The organism is Rhizobium sp. 01T437 (assembly GCF_056398505.1).
Window position 1 is genome coordinate 41,260 of sequence record NZ_JBFTPM010000030.1, and the last position, 18,583, is coordinate 59,842.

The 18,583-nt window shown below is 59.3% G+C and carries 18 protein-coding genes and 1 pseudogene; 10 read left to right on the plus strand and 9 right to left on the minus strand.

Features of this window, described 5'->3' with window-relative positions:
• The first annotated feature begins 22 nt into the window (after nt 1–22).
• The 3 genes from AC1DM5_RS33180 (at nt 23) to AC1DM5_RS33190 (ending at nt 2,225) form a co-directional block, all read left to right on the plus strand.
• Entirely contained in the window at nt 23–1,072 is a 1,050-nt protein-coding gene (locus tag AC1DM5_RS33180; RefSeq protein ID WP_477823436.1) for a class I SAM-dependent methyltransferase, read from the plus strand.
• A gap of 306 nt (nt 1,073–1,378) precedes the next feature.
• Entirely contained in the window at nt 1,379–1,852 is a 474-nt protein-coding gene (locus tag AC1DM5_RS33185; RefSeq protein ID WP_477823432.1) for an Hsp20 family protein, read from the plus strand.
• Nucleotides 1,853–1,925: 73 nt separating this feature from the next.
• Nucleotides 1,926–2,225 carry a DUF982 domain-containing protein gene (locus AC1DM5_RS33190; protein WP_477823433.1) on the plus strand — a complete coding sequence of 100 codons (300 nt, stop codon included), beginning with the start codon at nt 1,926–1,928 and terminating at the stop codon, nt 2,223–2,225.
• Between the two features lie 85 nt (nt 2,226–2,310).
• Here the strand turns inward: AC1DM5_RS33190 and AC1DM5_RS33195 are convergent, their stop codons facing one another.
• The 4 genes from AC1DM5_RS33195 to AC1DM5_RS33210 form a co-directional block, all read right to left on the minus strand.
• On the minus strand, nt 2,311–3,174 hold the full coding sequence (locus AC1DM5_RS33195; RefSeq protein WP_477976672.1) for a transglutaminase family protein: 864 nt from the start codon (nt 3,172–3,174) through the stop codon (nt 2,311–2,313).
• 134 nt (nt 3,175–3,308) lie between these two features.
• On the minus strand, nt 3,309–4,376 hold the full coding sequence (locus tag AC1DM5_RS33200; RefSeq protein ID WP_477976674.1) for an AI-2E family transporter: 1,068 nt from the start codon (nt 4,374–4,376) through the stop codon (nt 3,309–3,311).
• 87 nt (nt 4,377–4,463) lie between these two features.
• Nucleotides 4,464–4,853 carry a response regulator gene (locus tag AC1DM5_RS33205; protein WP_477824390.1) on the minus strand — a complete coding sequence of 130 codons (390 nt, stop codon included), beginning with the start codon at nt 4,851–4,853 and terminating at the stop codon, nt 4,464–4,466.
• Between the two features lie 70 nt (nt 4,854–4,923).
• A complete protein-coding gene (locus tag AC1DM5_RS33210; RefSeq protein ID WP_477976684.1) occupies nt 4,924–5,976 on the minus strand; it encodes a sensor histidine kinase in 1,053 nt (350 codons plus the stop codon).
• Nucleotides 5,977–6,247: 271 nt separating this feature from the next.
• Between AC1DM5_RS33210 and AC1DM5_RS33215 the strand changes: the two genes are divergently transcribed.
• The 4 genes from AC1DM5_RS33215 (at nt 6,248) to AC1DM5_RS33230 (ending at nt 7,622) form a co-directional block, all read left to right on the plus strand.
• Nucleotides 6,248–6,457 carry a cold-shock protein gene (locus AC1DM5_RS33215; RefSeq protein WP_003504088.1) on the plus strand — a complete coding sequence of 70 codons (210 nt, stop codon included), beginning with the start codon at nt 6,248–6,250 and terminating at the stop codon, nt 6,455–6,457.
• A gap of 129 nt (nt 6,458–6,586) precedes the next feature.
• Nucleotides 6,587–6,811 carry a hypothetical protein gene (locus tag AC1DM5_RS33220; RefSeq protein ID WP_477824315.1) on the plus strand — a complete coding sequence of 75 codons (225 nt, stop codon included), beginning with the start codon at nt 6,587–6,589 and terminating at the stop codon, nt 6,809–6,811.
• Between the two features lie 32 nt (nt 6,812–6,843).
• On the plus strand, nt 6,844–7,224 hold the full coding sequence (locus AC1DM5_RS33225; protein ID WP_477824316.1) for a DUF6481 family protein: 381 nt from the start codon (nt 6,844–6,846) through the stop codon (nt 7,222–7,224).
• A gap of 122 nt (nt 7,225–7,346) precedes the next feature.
• Nucleotides 7,347–7,622 carry a hypothetical protein gene (locus AC1DM5_RS33230; protein WP_477824317.1) on the plus strand — a complete coding sequence of 92 codons (276 nt, stop codon included), beginning with the start codon at nt 7,347–7,349 and terminating at the stop codon, nt 7,620–7,622.
• A 29-nt stretch (nt 7,623–7,651) separates the two neighbouring features.
• Here AC1DM5_RS33230 and ligD read toward each other — a convergent pair whose 3' ends face one another.
• The 3 genes from ligD to AC1DM5_RS33245 all read right to left on the minus strand — a co-directional run bounded on the left by ligD (nt 7,652) and on the right by AC1DM5_RS33245 (nt 11,734).
• Nucleotides 7,652–10,306: a DNA ligase D gene (ligD, locus tag AC1DM5_RS33235; RefSeq protein WP_477824318.1), complete on the minus strand. Its 2,655-nt coding sequence runs from the start codon at nt 10,304–10,306 to the stop codon at nt 7,652–7,654.
• Nucleotides 10,307–10,629: 323 nt separating this feature from the next.
• Entirely contained in the window at nt 10,630–10,722 is a 93-nt protein-coding gene (locus AC1DM5_RS33240; RefSeq protein WP_477824321.1) for a CGNR zinc finger domain-containing protein, read from the minus strand.
• Between the two features lie 103 nt (nt 10,723–10,825).
• A complete protein-coding gene (locus AC1DM5_RS33245) occupies nt 10,826–11,734 on the minus strand; it encodes an alpha/beta fold hydrolase (RefSeq protein ID WP_477824322.1) in 909 nt (302 codons plus the stop codon).
• Between the two features lie 355 nt (nt 11,735–12,089).
• Between AC1DM5_RS33245 and AC1DM5_RS33250 the strand changes: the two genes are divergently transcribed.
• Nucleotides 12,090–12,296 (plus strand): hypothetical protein, encoded by a 207-nt coding sequence (locus tag AC1DM5_RS33250; RefSeq protein WP_477824319.1) that lies wholly within the window; start codon nt 12,090–12,092, stop codon nt 12,294–12,296.
• A 491-nt stretch (nt 12,297–12,787) separates the two neighbouring features.
• Complete coding sequence (locus AC1DM5_RS33255) at nt 12,788–15,271, plus strand: autotransporter family protein (protein WP_477976676.1); 2,484 nt, start codon at nt 12,788–12,790, stop codon at nt 15,269–15,271.
• Between the two features lie 696 nt (nt 15,272–15,967).
• Here AC1DM5_RS33255 and AC1DM5_RS33260 read toward each other — a convergent pair.
• On the minus strand, nt 15,968–16,363 hold the full coding sequence (locus AC1DM5_RS33260; RefSeq protein ID WP_477976678.1) for a helix-turn-helix domain-containing protein: 396 nt from the start codon (nt 16,361–16,363) through the stop codon (nt 15,968–15,970).
• A gap of 575 nt (nt 16,364–16,938) precedes the next feature.
• Nucleotides 16,939–17,115, minus strand: coding sequence for a hypothetical protein (locus tag AC1DM5_RS33265; RefSeq protein ID WP_477822653.1), 177 nt, complete (start codon nt 17,113–17,115; stop codon nt 16,939–16,941).
• Between the two features lie 387 nt (nt 17,116–17,502).
• On the opposite strand from AC1DM5_RS33265, the pseudogene AC1DM5_RS33270 reads away from it, so the two are divergent.
• Nucleotides 17,503–18,566: pseudogene (locus tag AC1DM5_RS33270) on the plus strand (IS110 family RNA-guided transposase).
• Nucleotides 18,567–18,583: the final 17 nt, after the last annotated feature.

The following is an 18,583-nucleotide window of genomic DNA, read 5'->3' on the forward strand; positions in this document are numbered from 1 at the left end:
CAAGGATGAGGAGGAATGCGAGATGTCGGAACTCAACGAAACAGCTCTCAATGAGCTGGTGGGCCGGGTCCTCGGTGATCTTGGCGGCGCAGTCAGCGTGCCGTTGGTGCGGATCGGAGATGCGCTCGGGCTATATGCGACCCTCAAGGAGATCGGCCCAGCGAAGGCCGACGAACTCGCCGTGGCTGCGGGCTGTGCGCCGCGCTATGTGCGCGAGTGGCTGGCAGCCCAGGCCGCCTCGGGCTATGTGCATCACGAGCAAGGGCGCTTCTCGCTGACGCCCGAGCAATCTCTCGTATTTGCCGCACCGGACAGCCCGGTCAATCTGATCGGCGCGTTCGATACCGCCGCTGCGATGGTCGAGAACCAGCCGAAGGTACAGGCCGCCTTCAAGACCGGTCGGGGTGTGGCCTGGGGCGATCAGGCCGGCTGCATGTTCTGTGCCGTCGCGCGGCTCTTCCGCCCTGGTTACGTCAATGCGCTTGTGCAGGATTGGCTGCCGGCGCTCGACGGCGTCGTCGACAAACTGAAGAAGGGGGCGAAGGTGGCTGACGTCGGATGCGGACATGGTCTATCGACGATCTTGATGGCGCAGGCGTTCCCACAGTCGCGGTTTACAGGCTACGACTTCCATCCGGGCTCCATTGCCGCTGCGACTGCGCATGTCCAGGCGCACGGATTGACGAATGTCCATTTCGAAGTCGGCCGGGCGCAGGATTTCGAGGGTCGCGATTTCGATTTTATCACCTGCTTCGACTGCCTCCACGACATGGGCGATCCGAACGCCGCGGCGGCTCATATCCGACGTGCCCTGAAGAACGGCGGCACTTGGATGGTAGTGGAGCCCATGGCCGGAGATACGCTGGAGGAGAATATCAACCCAGTGGGACGGCTCTATTACTCCGCCTCGACGATGATCTGCGTTCCGACCTCGCTTGCTCAGGAGACAGGTCTTGCGCTTGGTGCGCAAGCAGGAGAGCAACGTTTGTCCGACGTGATCCGATCGGGCGGTTTCACGCATGTTCGACGGGCGGCCCAGACGCCCCTCAACATGATTCTCGAGGCAACTTAACTTGAGGTCGCCGTCTACGACCAGAAGGACGCGTAATCTCGGGCGTAAGGCGATCGACCTGTGATCCGCCCTGATATCCGGGTGTGTAAGGGCCTCCGCGAAGTCCAGGATAATGCCGCGGTTTACGCGCTAGATTGAGTGGCGCCGACAGAGAAAAAAGGCCAGAATTTTTTTTGGCCGCGCTCTTGAATCCGAAAATCTCAAAAACCAAATCGATTGCCGCCAGCCGCTAAGGAAGGGCTGGCCTTGCTGGGAGCGTCGCTTTCGGCGCTTCCGTACCCATGTTGCTTCAAGGAGGATATGGCTATGGCAACATCTTATGACTACGCACCGCTGTTCCGCTCGAGTGTCGGCTTCGACCGGGTCTTCAACCTTCTGGAAAATGCCCAGCGCGCCCGCTCGATCAGCGACTGGCCGCCCTATGACATCGTCAAGACCGGCGATGACACCTACCGGATCTCAATCGCGGTGGCTGGCTTTGCTCAGGACGATCTCGACATCACGTTCCAATCCAATCTTCTGACGGTCACCGGCAAGAAGCAGGAGGCATCCGCCGATGGCTACCTGCATCGCGGCATTGCCGGCCGTCCGTTCGAACACCGGTTCGAGCTTGCCGACCATGTCAGGGTGAACGGAGCGGATCTGAGCAACGGTCTCCTGTCGATCGATCTCGTTCGCGAGATCCCGGAGGCGCTGAAGCCGCGCAAGATCTCGATCCAGAGCGAGCCCGCTTTGACGTCGGCTGCTCCGGCGCAGATCGAAGCGCAGAAGGCGGCTTAACCCACATTTCCGCAGAACGAGGGCGCCGTGGCGACGGCGCCCATCAACATTCCGGGTTGGGAAGGAGAGAGTGATGAAACCCGATATGTTCAGACAGCCCGTTTCTATACTTGTCGGCCTCGGATTTCCAGCAGAGGTTCGCAGCGTGATGGACGCCTACCGGCATCTCGTCGAATGGCCGGTGTCAATGCGAGACGCCGCGCACACGGTCGCACTCAAGGCATGCAGTGCCGCGCTCTGCGGTGAAATCGACGCCGAGACCGCGCGCGGCCTGTTTGCGGCCTTTGCCGAAAACCACGATTTGCTGGCACCGGACACCAATTCGATCGCCGCCTCGCGCCTGCAGCGCGACCGGGATCCGCACGCGCGATGAGTGCGGTGGTGATGACGAAAATCCCGTCAAGTCGTGATCCATGCGAATGGCTGGACGACTAAAATCCTCGCTGCCCTGCTGAGGCTCACGCAGACACCTCGACCTCCACATCCATCGATATGAATGCATCGGACGCACCAACGAAGCTGCCGGCGACGGGAACGGATTGCGCGATATCACGGGTGACGGCAACGGGGATAAGATTGGCCCCGCCCATGCTGCGGTTGGTCGGATCAAATGTGATCCATCCAGCGCCGGGGACGAATACCTCGACCCAGGCATGGGTCGATCCCTGATTCTGCGAACCAAACAATATTCGATCGGGATTGAACAGGTATCCCGACACGATGCGGGCTCCAAAGCCCAGACAACGAACAGTTTCAACAAACAGCACCGCGAAGTCACGGCATGATCCCCAACCACGTTCCAGTGTTTGGGTCGGCGTCTGTGTGCCTTCCGCCTCACGGCTTTGATAGGAGATCGATGAAGACACTCCCGCACTTATGTCCTTGAGAAGCGACAGCGTGTCCGTCGAATTGCTTGCGACAAATCCCTGTGCCCAGCGCTGAAGTTGCTGGAACGGGTCGGCATACTGCCGAGCCGTCAGCGCGCCGAGATCGGTCCATTCCTCATCCGAATAGCGGAAAGGAAATGTGATGGCGGAGCCTGCGATCGCAAAGACCGGCCATGCGACAGCTGTGAGGTCGACCAAGGCGACGCTGTCGACGGTCAGGACATCGGTCATTTCGCTGAAAACCGCGGTGGCAACCGCGTTGCCGAATACATCGGTCGCCCAACTGATCTGGGCTTGTGGCGTTGTCGACACTTCATGCGACAGCAGCCGGAGATCGCGGCCGTCGCGTGGCCTCAGCATCAGCCGGTGAGGTCTAAGATTGACCGCATAACGGTAGTGATAGATCGTGCGGTGGTGGGTACGAATTTGTGCCATGATTGTTTCCGAGTTCTCTGGGCGTCGGCGTGGGAACGATCCGCCGCATCTATCGGACAGGCTCGCAAGCTCGTCCATCACCTGCGCTTCGTCACTCCCGTCCGTTATTAAAGTGCCGGGAAGCCGGTGAATTCTCATTCAATACTTTTGGACTTTGATCTCTCAGCATTCTGCTGTTCGGCGAAAATTGACCATGCCGCGACGAACAAGGCGGCGATCAAGGGGCCAATGATAAAGCCGTTGATGCCGAACAGGGAGATGCCACCGACTGTCGAGATCAGCACGACGTAATCGGGCAGCCGCGTTCCCTCGCCGACCAACGGCGGGCGCAGCAGATTGTCGATCAGCCCTATAATGAATACGCCGATGAGGACCAGGATCGATGCTTTCAGCCAGGCACCCGTGAGGACCAGCCAGATGGCGGCCGGAACCCATACGAGCGCCGCGCCAATTGCAGGCAGCATCGACAGGAACGTCATCGTCACACCCCATAGTAAGGCGGCCTCAATCCCCAGAACCCAGAATGCAACGCCGCCGATCGTTCCCTGGATGATCGCGATGATGATGTTTCCCTTGACGGTGGCGCGAACCACAGCGGAAAACTTGTCGAGAAACCGCCGCGTATAGTCGTCGTTCAGCGGGATCGCATGTCGGATCTTGCCGCTGAGGTCAGCGCTATCCCTGAATAGGAAGAAGAGCAGATACAGCATGATACCGAAGCTGATGAAGAACTGCAGCGTATTTTGACCAAAACTGAGTAAGCTGCCGCCGACCGACCGGCTTGCCTGCACGACGCCTGAGGAGATATTCGCGCGCAGCTCCGAAAAACCGCTGAGCCTCAGGGAGTTCAGCCAGTTGTCGATGAAGGCGGGCAATGCACTCTGGATCCGGACCAGATACCCATTGAGATCGATTTCGTTGCTGCTGATCCGTTGATACAGGCTGGTTCCTTCCTGGATAAGAGAACCGAGAATGATCATTGCCGGCACGATAACGAGGCATATGCACATCAACACCGTCAGCAGCGCAGCAATGCTGCGCCGGCCCCCTAACAAACGCTCCAGTCGCTTGTGAACGGGAAAGAAAATGATTGCCAGGATAACGGCCCAGAAGACAGCGCTGTAATAGGGGATAAGCAGCCAGATGAATGCGATCGTCACGACCGCCAGAAGGACGTAAAAGCTCGTGCGCTGAATCGACATGGCTGCCTTATTCCCGGCCCGTCTTGTTCCTCACCAGCTATACAAGAGAATTTAGCACAAGACAGCTTCGGCGCTGAAGCGGCTCCTTTATGCGGTGGGAATCCTAAAGTCGCCCGAAAGCATTCCTGCCATTGCGTCTGCGATGGTATGATTGCTGTAGGGCTTTGAAAAGAACCGGCTTCCCTCGGGGAGGCTGCTCTCTTCGAGGATCGCCCTGCCGGAAGCAACGATCAACTTCACCGGCGGCCATCGATTGCGGATGTAGTGGGATAGCTTGATGCCGTCCATCGTTCCCGGCATCTGCACGTCGGTAAACACCAGGTCGATGTCGGCTCTCGATTCCAGGATGCGAATTGCCGCGTCGGCATTGCTCGCTTCAAGCGCCTCGTAGCCTGCAGATTGTACCAGGTCGACGGCGCCCATTCGAATGATCGCGTTGTCTTCGACCACCAGGACGACCGCCTTGCCATTAAACATATGTCGCTCGATTTTCATGTGAGCCTGGAAAGCCTGGGCTTGGGTTAGCGTTTCAGTGAGAGATCGGTTCCTATGCCGCCACTGGAATTCTGGTTCGGCGCTCGGCATCGCCGCGATGACTGATTGTCACGGCGGTTCCTGGGCTTGCATCACTCAACTGTATCTCACCCTGTAGGTTCCTTGCCAGCGCTTCGACGATGCCCGTGCCGAGGCCGGCCTTGGGTGCATCGCTACCAACTGGCATGCCGACGCCGTTGTCAGTGACGGTGAGGGTCCAGTCAGTGCCAGTTGAACGGTAATCGATCACGATCCTGCCGCTCTCCTGCTTCGGGAAAGCGTGCTTGAGAGCGTTGATCACCAATTCTGTCACGATCAGTCCCAGGCTTATGGACACGTCCGCTTCAACGGCGCTGTCATCGACCGTCACCGAAATCGAGAGCCGGTCCTCATCGGCAATCATCGATGCGCCGAGGCTTTCGCAAAGTTGCGTGAAGTAGCTGCGGAGTTCGACGATGCCGCCAGGTGATGTTGAGAGCTGGCGCTGTACGGCCGCGATCGACATGACCCGGTTATGGGCGTTGTGAAGATGTCCGCGCGCCTCCTCAGACTGCACCCGACGGGCACTCTGCATGAGAACGCTCGCAATGATCTGAAGGCTGTTTGCGACCCGGTGCTGGACCTCCTGAATCAGGATTGCTTTCTCCCGGATCAGGTCGTCTTTCAGTTTCGCTTCGGCGCGCGCGTCAGTCACGTCGGTGATGGCAATCAACAGCCGGATATGGTCCTTGTCGCCGTCATCGAGAACCTGCGCATTGACGATCAACTGACGTGTCTTCCGCTCAGGCCGTTTGAGGTCGATTTCGTAGGCCTCGATCCTTGCACTCCCGGATGCCGTCGCCTTCAACAGCGAAGCGAGCTTTGGCATTGCCCATTCGCCGTTTCCGAGCTCGCTGAGCGCTCTGCCCGGAATTGTCGCAGGATCAATCTCGAAGGTCCTGCAGAACGATGTGCTGGCTGCAATGACCTTCTGGTCCGCGGACAGGAAAAGCAGTGGCTCGTTCGATGAGACCACCACGGCAAGCGTACTCGCCGCCTCGAAATGGACAATCGGTTCTTTTAACATGGAAATGGCCCTCATGGGCCGAAAACTCGCGCAGCGAGCCATCACTCGGCAGGAACGTCGCCAACATAAACCTTAAGGCGAAGCTCTAACATACGTTAGCACATCCACTGCAGATCAGCACCACACCAAATTGGCACGGCCGATTATAAGGCGTTCTACTCCAATGCCTTTGGCACCGCGCCCTGAACGAACCTTCCTCTCAAAAATCGTTATCACCATCCGCGGCGCATTCGTGCCGCGGTCCTCGCATATTGCTATGAAAGGGTTCATCATGACCACTGGCACAGTTAAATGGTTTAATTCCACCAAGGGCTTCGGCTTCATCCAGCCTGACAATGGCGGCGCCGATGCCTTCGTCCACATCTCCGCCGTCGAACGCGCCGGAATGCGCGAACTCGTCGAAGGCCAGAAGATCGGCTTCGAACTGGAGCGCGACAACAAGTCGGGCAAGATGTCGGCTTGCAATCTCCAGGCTGCCTAACACCCGGTATCTGCTTTCCTTTGACCACGGATGTACTGGCACTGTTGAGAGCATGATATCAACCGAGGTCAGGCAAATTGCCTGGCCTTTTTTGTTGCCGCCGTATCTGGCGGCCTGAACCGGAAATCCATGTCACAGACACACAGCAAATCTCGCCAGCAGGCCGAGATCGCCTTCAGCAATGCTCAAACGCAGTTCTTCGCCCGCAACAGCGCCGTCGATGAACTCGATTCCATCGTCCGCTCCCGCGAGGAAAAGACCCTGCGGCTTCGCGAAGCACGGCTGGCAAAGGAAGCGCACGACCGTGCGACAGCGACCGCCTCTCTCCTCACCAGACGAGCGAAAACCCGCTGACCTCTTCCGCAACACGATCCAAGGACAAACGTTTGAAGAACGCTAGAGGCAATGAACTCTCCGATCGTCGCACGGCATCAGCGGATGCAAAGACGGCTCTCCTGAATGCCTACCGCACTGCAAAGACTGCGGCCGAGCCAACCAATTTGGCAAGGCAGGCGGAACGGATGGCCATTGCTGGCGCCAGGGAAGAGCGGCGCCTGGAGCGCGAACGGGTGAAGCTTGCGGAGTCGGAGCGCCTGGCGGCCGAGGCAGCCGAGCAGCTGGAAGCCGTAGCTGCCGAGGCGCGAGCCGAGACAGAAGCACGCGGTTCTCGCGAGAAAAACCACATCGCACGCGTGATCGAGGATGAAGCGGCGCGAAAGGCTGAACGCGATCGGCGCTACGCCAATCGCAAAACAAGACAGGCTTAGGTTCCTGGATCGGCGACACACGTCACCGATCGAACACTCCAGGCTGGTTGGCGCGGCATTGCCGTATGAGCGACCGGGCCCTTTTCGGGTTGGCATATGCCATCCCACTCACAGGAGTCTCCATGGCAGAAAATACAGGTGAGATACAGGCGATCAATACGGCCTGGCAGATTGCGATTCAGGAAATCCTGCGGATGGTCATCCGGGACGTGTATCATACGGGCGGGGAGCAGACATTTATGGACCACATCAAGCGCATTGAAGAGGGAGCGGTCGATAGCATTTATACAGACCTGCGGCTGCGGGGAACGGACGAATGGACAGAGGTACTCGTTAAAGAAAAGGCGAGCAACTTCGTCACGACACTACTGACATCCTTCACATTTGACCGCGCCTGACGCAAAGACACGCGACCCTCCCAGGCTGCCTACTTCATCGATTTGGCAAGCCGCTTGATGGCCTGTTCGAGCGAACGCTGTCCGTCGCAATAATCCTGCCATGCGGTCGTCTTCTCCAAGAGCGCAGGCACGGTGCGAATGGTGAAGCGCTTCGGATCGAGATCCGTCTTCACCTGGCTCCAGGTGAGTGGCATCGACACCGTAGCGCCGGGACGGGCGCGCGGCGACAACGGCGCCACGGCCGTCGCCATCCGATCATTGCGCAGGTAGTCCAAAAAGATGCGGCCGTTGCGCTGGTTCTTCGCCATCTTGATCAGGTAGAGCTCCGGGTTTTCGCGCGCCATCTGCAGGCAGACGTCGTGGGCAAAAGCCTTCGCCTCCGGCCAAGCCAGCTTCTTGCCCTTCGTCACCGCAAGCGGCGTCACCACATGTAGCCCTTTGCCGCCGGTGGTCTTGCAGAAACTGACGAGGCCCAGTTCCTCGAGGCGGTCGCGCATCTGGCGGGCGGCTTCGACGACGGTGGAGAAGGGGACGTCCGGTCCCGGATCGAGGTCGAAGACGAGGCGGCCGGGAACCTCCGGCAGTTTCGGTTCGCAATTCCACGGATGGAGCTCGACGCCGCCGATCTGAGCGATCGCCGCGAGGCCCTCGACGCGATCAATCTGCAGGTAAGGCTTCCTGTCGCCGAAGACAGTCACCAGTTCGAGCAGGTTCGACGTTCCGGGCATGGCATGCCGCTGGAAGAACTGCTCGCCGCCAATGCCATCCGGGGTTCGGATGATCGAACACGGCCGGCCTTTGATATGGTCGATGAGCCAGGGACCGACGCCTTCGTAATAATTGGCGAGGTCGACCTTGGTCACCGGTTTGTCGTCGTCGGCATCGGGCCACAGCGGCTTTTCCGGATTGGAGATCAACACGCCCATGACATTTGCCTTTCCACCTTTTCGGAAAGACTTGGCCGGCGCTGGCTTTTCAGCCTCGACGTCTGGATCGGGCACATCGGCTTCCACCGGCGAGGCAGGTTTCTCGGCGACGACTTCCCCTGCGGGTTTATCCTCGCGCAAGCCTTTGAAGGCCGCCTGCCGAACGAGACCATCGGCAGTCCAGCCGGCGAACTGGATCTCGGCGACGAGCTCTGGCTTCAGCCAGACGATGTTAGGATCCTTCTTCGGCGCACCTATGCCTGTGAACGGTGACTTGTTGGTTTCCAGTTCGCGAAGCTTCGGCAAAATCGTGTCGACGGCTTTTGCGCCGTATCCCGTCCCGACCCGGCCAACGTAGACGAAGTGGTCACCGCGGTTGACGCCGACCAGGAGCGAGCGGAACTTGCCGTTGGTCCTGGCATAGGCGCCGATCACCACCTCATGGCCGGCCCGGCATTTGGACTTCGCCCAGGTCTCGGTGCGGCCGGATTGATAGGGCGCGTCGGCCTGCTTCGAGACGATGCCTTCGAGCGACAGGCGGCAGGCCGACTTCAGAACCGCATCGCCGCCGGTTTCGAAATGTTCGACGAAACGCAGGCGCGGGTCCTCGCCAGCGTCCCCCAGCAGTGTCTGTAGACGATCCTTGCGCTCTGTCAGCGGCACTTGTCGCAGATCCTCTTTGCCTTCGAACAGCAGGTCGAAGGCGAAATAAACCAGCGCATCGGTCTTGCCCTCCGATAATGCCGCCTGCAGCGCGGCGAAGTCCGGCGCGCCGTTTTCGTCGAGTGCACAGATCTCGCCGTCGAGGATCGCATCGGGAAGGTTTGCGGCCGAAGTAGCGATCGCCGGATATTTGTACGTCCAGTCAAGACCCTTGCGGGTCTTCAGCGTCACTTCGCCATTCTCGATGCGCATCTGGATTCGGTAACCGTCGAACTTAATCTCGTGGATCCAGCCGTCGGCCGAGGGTGGACGCTCGCGCGTTTCGCAGAGCTGCGGCGCGATGAAGTCGGGCAACGCGGATTTGGCAGTCTTAGTCGGCGCCGGCTTCTTCTTGGTTTTTGTTTCGGCTTTACGTTCTTCAGCGGCAAGGCCGTGGTTGCTGTCCCAGGCAGCATCCGCCTGGACTTCGCCGCTTTCGATCATAAACGCTTTCGGCTTCTTGCCCTTGCCCGCGGCGATCGCTTCCATCGTCCGGCCGGACGCGACCGACGTCGTGTTCTCATCCAAAACCGCTGCACCATTCTCTTCGACCGAGAAATCGTCGTGATGCTTGATCAGCAGCCAGTTGGTGCGCTTACCGCCGTCGCGGTCGTTGCGCATCCGCACGAGGACAAAGCTGCCATGCAGTCGATCCCCCTCCAGCGTGAACTTGAAATCACCCTTGGCGAGAGCCTGTTCGGGACTTGTATTGCCTTCCGGCTCCCAGTAGCCTCGGTCCCAGAGCATGACCGTGCCGCCGCCATACTGGCCCTTCGGGATCGTGCCCTCGAAATCGCCGTAGTCGAGCGGATGGTCCTCGACCTCGACGGCAAGACGCTTATCGTGTGGATCGAGCGACGGTCCCTTGGTCACCGCCCAGGATTTGAACACCCCATCGAGCTCAAGCCGGAGATCGTAATGCAGTCGTGTCGCGTCATGTTTCTGGATGACGAAGCGGCGACGGTTCGATGTTTTCAACGTCGCCTGACCGCTCGGCTCCTGCGTCTTCTGAAAATCGCGCTTCTGCTTGTAAGTTGAGAGCTTATCGCTGGCCATGGCAGTCCCCGGTACACATCCGCCTCCCGCGTCGAAAACGCCGGAGCTGAGGCGCGGGCCGGACAGGTGGGACGCTCGGGTGCCGTTTCGTTGGCCGCAAGGAGAAACCGGAAAAATCCCCGCGTTCGTCATCCCTGTCACGTCCGGTTGACACAACACGCGACCTCGGAACTGAGAAGCGTCTAGCGCATATTTTGTTCCCGATCGATCCCTGTTGCGGCCGGTTTCGGCCCGCCGGCAAGCGAGGTTGATGGGCAATTATCCGAATTAGTCGGATTAGCGCCCAAGCGAAGCGTTGATCCCAGAGCGATTTGCGAGAACGGCTAAATCTTGGAACGCTCTCGGTGACGTTGGACACCAAGGCGGTTGCTGCATCGCGTGCTGCAAAACCGTCGGCCCTTTTTGCTGCGATCGATAAAGGCGTCGAACGCACTCGTTCGCGGTCGTCTACGCGGCGATCAGGTCAAAGCTATTCCGATCGTATGAATTGCGTGTTCACTAAAAATTGGCTAGCGAGGATCAACCGGAAGAAGACGCAGCGTGCCCTAAAAATTGGGCCAACGCCTCCGCCGTTTCCCTGGGGTGCTCTTCCGGAAAGAAATGGCCACCTGGCATGGCATGACCTGCCACATTGTCTGCCAATTGGCGCCATATCGCCAACGGTCCACCTTCGTCAGCATACCAAGTGGCCAATCCGCCGGTTCCGCTCCAAAGAGCCATCAGGGGGCAACGAATCCTGCGCCCGGAGATTTGGTCTTGCATGTCATGCTCGCGATCGATGCTTGCTGCAGCACGATATTCCTCGCAGATCGCGTGAACATGATCTGTGCCTCTCAGCGCCTCAATGTAAGCCTCTCTGATCTCGGGTGGGAACACCGTGGCCGAAGATCCCCAGCCTGTCAGCGCATCGTCGATGACGGCCTCCGGAGCACGGGTGATCAGTCTTTCCGGCAAAGGCTCGGCTTGCGCCAGAAGGACCCAGGGCCAGAACGCTAAGGCAAATCGGTCGTCAGCCCGATCCCAGACGGCAAGGGTAGGGACGATATCGAGAACGGCAAGCTTTGTAATCGTAGCAGGATGATCGAGCGCCATGCGGTAAGCGACACGACCGCCGCGATAATGACCGGCGATCATGAACTGACTAAAGCCGAGCTTGTCCATAACTTCGACCATCTCGGTCGCCATCGCTCGTTTTGAATAGGGCAGGTGATCTGGGGCGGATGAGGGACAAGCGCTGGCGCCGTATCCGCGTAGGTCGGCACAGATGACAGTGAATTCGGAGGCAAGCAGTGGAGCGACGTCGCGCCACATAAGATGGGTCTCGGGGAAACCATGCAGCAATAGAACCGGCGAGCCGCTCCCGGCAATGGTGGTGAATATCGATCCACCCGATACGGAAACTCTTTGTGCCTGGCTGTGCTTCGGCACGTTACTTCTCCTTGCAAGGCGATCGGGGCACGCCGCGCTCAACAACCGGAGGGATTGCCGCCGCGCGGCGAGGGCGATTCGGCGGACTTAAGTTTTTGTCGTGCCATTGGCGCATGCGGCCCGAGTTCGGGATGCTTATCCAGCAGAGCTTTTAGGCCAAAATGAAAGCTGTCAGACTTGGCTTCTTCGACTTACCTATACCTACAACGCTGCATTTATCGCTGATCCTCACAGGTCAAGTCTGAATACGAAATGAAGAGCCAGAGCGATGGCACCGGCCCCGCATCTTCTAGCTCGCGTGTTTCAGGGGGCCGCTAGAGGGTTTGGCGAAACGACGGGAGGACGGAGTGGGCGTTTGCGTCTGGTCGAAAACGCCGAGTTCTTCGCTGCCGCGAAGTTGCGAGATCCCAAGCTGGACGATTTTGATCATATCAGTCATCCGCTGGCCGTGGGCATCTTGGTACTGTTCCAACGTGGGGGTATTGAGAGTGATGTCGAACAGCGCAGAAATGCGATTTTCTCTCACGGCTTTGACGCCGAGAGCCCAAATACGATTGAATAATATTCGATCCGACTCAGTGATTGGCATGACGATCCGCTCGCTGATTGACCCGACGCTCGTGTCGAGCTGAAAAGCGGTAGTAGAACTAGTGGTGAGCTTCCCGACATCAAGCGGACTAAAGTCTGATACTGGGCAATATGGGCCGCTGCTGCAATAACGCACCGCGGCCATTAGTGACGGCACCAGAAGTTACCAGAGCCCTAACATATTGATTTATAAGACTGTCGCATTTGACGATCTTGTGGCCGCCCAGCAACAACCGTCGCTTTTGACCCAGCAGGGGTCGCTTTGTGATCGGCCGATCGCTTGTGGTGCAGACCGAACGAGCGCAGAAAAGCACATCCTGTAAGCGTATTTATATTAGCAACAACTTGTCGAGGGCAGGCATGGGCGGCGGCGCTGCGGGCATAAGAACTAACGGGAAACGAAATCTTCTGGCGGGCGTCAGTTGTGCAGCGCTCGCAATTGCCAGCTTGGCTCCTTTGGATGCCTTGGCCGCGACTTACGAGGCCGGCAACAACACCGACCTGCAAAACGCCATCGCTGCGGCGAATGCCAGCAGCGATCCCAGCGCGACGATCAAGATTACCGCCAGCTTCTCTCCGGGTGTTTTGCCGAGCCTGTCAAAACCTATCACCATCGACACGCAGGGCTTCACCCTGACCGGCCTCACGATCCCAACGACGAACGGCCAGACTTTCACCTTCTCGGGCTCGATCGTCGGCAACACGGCCCAGCGCGGCCTTGGGGTCACGAGCAGCACTCCGTCACTGTTCATCAACAATGGTTCGATCACGGGAGGAGCCAACGGAAGCTTCAACAACAGCATAGGCGCCAATCTCACGGCGACGACGCTCGTGAACAACGGCACGATCGCCGGTGGGTCCCATAGCGGCGCTGGAACTGGCGGTTTCGGTCTTCAGGCCCAGAACAGCTCCAACGTGACCAACAACGGCCTCATCCAGGGTGGAAGCAGCGTGGGGAGCGCCGCTGGCATGGGTGTCATGTTAGGGGGAGCAGCCGCTGGAGACACCAGCAGTTTGACCAACAATGGCATTATCCGCGGTGGCAATGGCGTGACTGGCGGCAGGGGGGTGCAGATGCGGATCAACTCCGGCACCCTCACCAACAACGGCACGATCGAAGGCGGAAGCAACGCCAGCGCGATCACGGTACAGGCATCGAACGGAAAGATTGTCAATAATGGCACCATCAGGGCCGGCGCCGGCATGGCGAACGCTATCGTCATGGACCCAGGCGCCTCCAGTCTGGACCTGGAACTGCATGCCGGCTCGGTCATCGAAGGTAATGTCATCAGCAGCGCTGCGCTGACGACAGACGTCCTCCGGCTCGGGGGTGCCGCCGACGGCACCTTCGACGTCTCGTCGATCGGCGCGGCCGCGCAATACCGGAATTTCGACACGTTCGAGAAGACCGGCAGCAGCAAGTGGACGCTATCAGGCACGGATACTTCAGCCACGAACTGGACGATCTATGACGGCACGCTTTCGGTGAACGGAACCGTCGGCGGAACGGTGGATGTTCAGGCCGGCGGCCGGCTACAGGGTATCGGCCAGGTGGGCACGACGACCAGTGCCGGCACGATCGCGCCCGGCAATTCGATCGGCACGCTGACGGTAGCAGGCAATTATACCGGCAATGGCAGCACGCTCGAGATCGAGTCCGTGCTCGGCGGCGATACGTCGCCGAGCGATCGCCTCGTCGTCACCGGCAACACGTCAGGCACCACCAATGTCAAGGTGATCAATCTCGGCGGCGGCGGTGCCCAAACGGTCGAAGGCATCAAGATCGTCGATGTCGGCGGCACGTCGGCAGGCAGCTTTGCGCTGCAGGGCGACTATGTCTTCCAGGGCGACCAGGCCGTGATCGGCGGCGCCTATGCCTATCGGCTGTACCAGAACGGCGTCTCCACGCCTGGCGATGGCGACTGGTATCTGCGCTCGACCGCCCTCGATCCCTCGGGCGTTGTGATCGGGCCACTCTATCAGGCCGGAGTTCCGATCTACGAAGCCTATCCGCAACTGCTGCTCGCCCTGAACCGGCTTTCCACGCTGCAGCAGCGCATCGGCGACCGCACCTGGCCGGGCGACGACAAGGCGACGCCCGGGACCGGCCCTGACAATATCTGGCTGCGCACCGAGGGGACGCATGCCGGCCTTGAGCCGGATAAAAGCACGAGCGGCACCACCTATGACTACGCTCTGTTCAAGCTGGAGGGAGGTCTGGATGCGGAGCTCTACCAGAACCAGAACGGCCGGCTGATCGGTGGCTTGACCCTCCATTACGGCACGGTTTCCGGCGATATCGGCTCGGTCTACGGCGATGGCAACATCGACACCAGAGGCTATGGCGTCGGCGCGACGCTCACGTGGTATGGCGAGAACGGCACCTATGTCGACGCGCAGAGCCAGGCCACCTGGTATGACAGCGACCTGAAATCCGATCTCGTCGACGGCGCCATGGAGAACGGCAACAATGGCTTTGGCTATGCGCTGAGCCTCGAAGCCGGCAGGCGCTTCGCAGCCTCCGGATCCTGGTCGATCACGCCCCAGGCGCAACTCGTTTATTCCTCCGTCGACTTCGACACGTTCAACGACCGGTTCGGCGCGCGGGTTTCGCTTGATGACGGCGACAGTCTGGTCGGACGGCTCGGCGTGGCGCTCGACCGCGAGGAGGGCTGGCAGCGGGCCGATGGCCAGACGGCGCGGGCAAAAATCTACGGCATTGCCAATCTCTACGGCGAGTTCCTGGATGGCACGGCAGTCGATGTCTCCGGCACCGGTTTCGAAACGAAGAACGATCCGGTCTGGGCAGGCCTGACGCTTGGTGGCTCTTACAATTGGAGTGACGAGCGCTATTCGCTCTATGGCGAGGTCGCCGCGAAATCCTCGCTGAAAGATTTCGGCGACAGCTATGCGCTCAGCGGCACTGCCGGATTGCGCGTGAAGTGGTGAAGGTACTGGCGCGCCGCGCCGGCCACGCGTCTCAGGTGCGCGGATTCTAGTAGTGGCACGAGACCAGGGTTGTCTGGTGCGCGAAGGACCGCAGCGTAGCAAGTGGGCAGTTCACCGACATCGGCCAGAGTGGGTTGATCGTTTGCGACCTCGGTTCTTACGGTTCCATCGCTTTGCCCAGACTCTTCTGGCGTGGCTTGTATTTGCCATCTTGGCTGCGATCGTTTTTGCCGCAACAACTATAGTGATTTGGTGGCCACAATGACGAGGGACACGGCAGGATCGTGGAGAAGAGAGCCTACCGGTGACGGCCAGTTTTGGCAGGAGTGATGAGATCGCAGGGCTCGACACAGAGGGCGGCAAGGGTAGACACGCTCGCCGCACCATCCCAATCCCTTACACTTAGATAAGCGGCTCTCTTTTTTCCTGTCCGAAATGGGCAAGGCCAGCAGGTTGCAGCGGCTGCTGCAATCGACATGCACCTCCTCGGCCCTAATCTCAACGTGGCGGGACGTCCTTAAAGAGCACGTTGTCTCGCATCAATGACGGCGACGTTGCTGCTGATCGACGAGGCACAGGCGATGCCGCAGGCGTTTGTCCGTCAGTTATGTCATTGACGAGACTGCGCTTGGCAGAGCAGCGAGCACAAGCTACCTTCGGCTAAAGCCCGATTGAAGGACGACGCAGGTCACAACGCTAAAGTGCGATTTTCGCTCCGACCTCGTTATGTACGCCCGGCCCCGATACCAGCGTGATGAGACTACGCATCGCGTCACGAATGGCAGGGTTCTGGATCTGATCGACCTCTGTCGGTCGTCGTCCGGCGAGGTTTGGCTCGCGCGTCGGATCGTTGCTGAAAATCTGGTCTGCGCCGCTGAACAAGTCATCCAGTGACACCCCCAGGGCGCGGGCCATTTCGTAAAGTGCACTGGCGCTGACGCGATTGATGCCTGTTTCGTATTTCTGGATTTGCGGGAAGGAAATGCCGAGCGCCTCCCCAAGCGCGGTTTGGCTAATTCCTCTGCTTTTTCGAATGCGTTGCAGGTTTTGTCCAACGACAGCGTCGATCGGATTGCCTTTTGGCCGGGCCAAGTCATTCTCCTGGTTTGTGTGTTTTCGCTGCACGAGGCAGCATGGCGGGATAGAGACAATAGCATTTCAAAGGCGGGATATAAGCGCGATCCCAGGCATTTGGCTCGGATATGAACTCCGGTCGACCGGTGCGTGCTCAATGCTGAAGCACGCCGCAGACGAGATCGTCCGGCGCATTCGTCAATGACCCTCGCTTATGATTGTTGATGTCGAGCGGGGGTCGACGAGATGACGACCGAATGGATTGATGGCGACGAGCGCGACCAAAATAGCGAGCACGGAGGCAGTAAAAATGGGTGTATGGACGCGCCTCATTTTTCCAGCCATCAGCTCCGGCAAACTATCTGCCGCGTTCAAACGTCAGATCAATAGAAAAGTTCCCGGCTTTTACGCGCAAAGCCTGGCGTTCCGGTCTCTTCGCATCGACGATCGCGCAGATCGGCCTTCATCCGTATCGGGTGTCCTGCGACGTCACAGCGAGGAAGATGGGACCAAGCCGATCGGTCGTGGCTGCTGATCGACGAACTCCGACGTTGCAGAGCTGTCGGCGTTTGCACGGAGAACCCCAAACCACTTCATTTTCCGCCCATCCCGCCGCGACGGCCGACGTGGATCAGGATTGCGTCCTTCTCGGCCTCGCTCGCGCCAGAAGTTTCGTCGAGATGACGGCGAGCGACATCAAGACGTTGATAAAGATTGGCCTTGCGCCCAGCAGCGTCGGGCGAAAATGTCGGGGATGCAACATAGGTCATAGACGTTCTCCTGATGATCTCGTGGCCAAACGTCCCATGGCGCCACCCGTTCCACAGCACGATTGCGACGGGGCCATAAGGCGTCCGCCTATATGCTGCGCGCCTCTCGCCGGCACCGCTGCCAGCAGATGTGAGGCTTGCGCCACGCAAAGCGCCACCGAATCGCGAGTCTCAGGGCCAGGCTTGAAGCGGCCACGCTGCCCGCGGCGGAACTTCAAAACCTGGACGACGTTAACCGGCGAATAAAAGGAGGTGGCATGAAAGAGGCCGCGCCCATTGAGAGAACGGATCACTGAGATGCAGGTGATGATCGAGGGACAGTCACACTTTCAGCCTTTCGGCTTATCCTGTTGGGGTTTCGCAGATCTCAACAAGGGAGTTGGAAGCATGACTGCCTCTTATAATTACCATATCGGCGTGGATTACCAATCCTATAGCCACCTTGTGGTGCAGGATAGCAGTGGCAAGACGCTGCGATCCGGCCGCGTGAAGAACGATCGCCAGTCGCTCGGTGGGTTTCTAGAGCGGTACCGCGAGAACTCGCATGCGGTTGTCGAAGCGACGCGCAACTGGATGGTGATGTACGACTGGCTCGACGACATTTGTGATGATGTCGTTCTCGCCCATCCCTTGAAGGTCAAGGCGATCGCCGACGCCAAGATCAAGACCGACAAGATCGATGCCACGGTGCTGGCGCATCTGCTGCGGGCCGACCTGGTGCCGGAGGCCTGGGCACCTGGCGAACGCGCAAGAGAACTGCGCGTCGCGCTACGCGAGCGGATGTTTTACGTGCGGCTGCGCACGATGACGAAGAACCGCATTGTCACGGTGTTTGATCGCTATCCCGAGCAAACGGCACAGCTGAAGAAGCTCGGCGATCTGTTCGGCAAGCCGGCCGCATTCAGCTGGCGCAGGTCAACGTCTCAGAGATCGACCGCGTCCAGATCGACCGTGGCCTCGACTTCATCGGCGACATTGACGTGCGCATCAAGCAGTCGGAAGCAACGATCCGGGCGATGACCAAGGCCAATGCCCATGTGAAGGTGTTGAAGACAATCCCCGGCATTGGCGAGTTCTTCGCCCGGCTGATCGACGCGGAGATTGACGATATATCCCGCTTCCGTAACCCGAAGAAGCTTGCCGCCTATGCCGGGCTTGTGCCGTCGACCTATTCGAGCGGCGGCAAGACCTTCCACGGCAAGATCATCAAGCAGGGCAACAAGTGGCTGCGTTGGGCCTTCGTGGAAGCGGTTTCTCCCGCCATCGCTACAGATGCGCAGCTTCGAGCCCAATACGACCACCTGAAGATCAGAGGAACCAACAAGGCGCGCGTGGCGATTGCGCGCAAGCTTTTGACGATCGCCTTCCAGATCCTGCGTGACCAGCGCGCCTACGAGCCGCGCGGCACCAGCACCACGGAAGGCGCGTCGACGATATCCCGGTTGTCCTGATGTCGTTCTAGCGAGCC

Bases quoted from the DNA above. Each gene is read 5' to 3' on its own strand.
- AC1DM5_RS33180 (WP_477823436.1), top strand. From the start codon at position 23: ATGTCGGAACTCAACGAAACAGCTCTCAATGAGCTGGTGGGCCGGGTC.
- AC1DM5_RS33185 (WP_477823432.1), top strand. From the start codon at position 1,379: ATGGCAACATCTTATGACTACGCACCGCTGTTCCGCTCGAGTGTCGGC.
- AC1DM5_RS33190 (WP_477823433.1), top strand. From the start codon at position 1,926: ATGAAACCCGATATGTTCAGACAGCCCGTTTCTATACTTGTCGGCCTC.
- AC1DM5_RS33195 (WP_477976672.1), bottom strand. From the start codon at position 3,174: ATGGCACAAATTCGTACCCACCACCGCACGATCTATCACTACCGTTAT.
- AC1DM5_RS33200 (WP_477976674.1), bottom strand. From the start codon at position 4,376: ATGTCGATTCAGCGCACGAGCTTTTACGTCCTTCTGGCGGTCGTGACG.
- AC1DM5_RS33205 (WP_477824390.1), bottom strand. From the start codon at position 4,853: ATGTTTAATGGCAAGGCGGTCGTCCTGGTGGTCGAAGACAACGCGATC.
- AC1DM5_RS33210 (WP_477976684.1), bottom strand. From the start codon at position 5,976: ATGTTAAAAGAACCGATTGTCCATTTCGAGGCGGCGAGTACGCTTGCC.
- AC1DM5_RS33215 (WP_003504088.1), top strand. From the start codon at position 6,248: ATGACCACTGGCACAGTTAAATGGTTTAATTCCACCAAGGGCTTCGGC.
- AC1DM5_RS33220 (WP_477824315.1), top strand. From the start codon at position 6,587: ATGTCACAGACACACAGCAAATCTCGCCAGCAGGCCGAGATCGCCTTC.
- AC1DM5_RS33230 (WP_477824317.1), top strand. From the start codon at position 7,347: ATGGCAGAAAATACAGGTGAGATACAGGCGATCAATACGGCCTGGCAG.
- ligD (WP_477824318.1), bottom strand. From the start codon at position 10,306: ATGGCCAGCGATAAGCTCTCAACTTACAAGCAGAAGCGCGATTTTCAG.
- AC1DM5_RS33265 (WP_477822653.1), bottom strand. From the start codon at position 17,115: ATGACCTATGTTGCATCCCCGACATTTTCGCCCGACGCTGCTGGGCGC.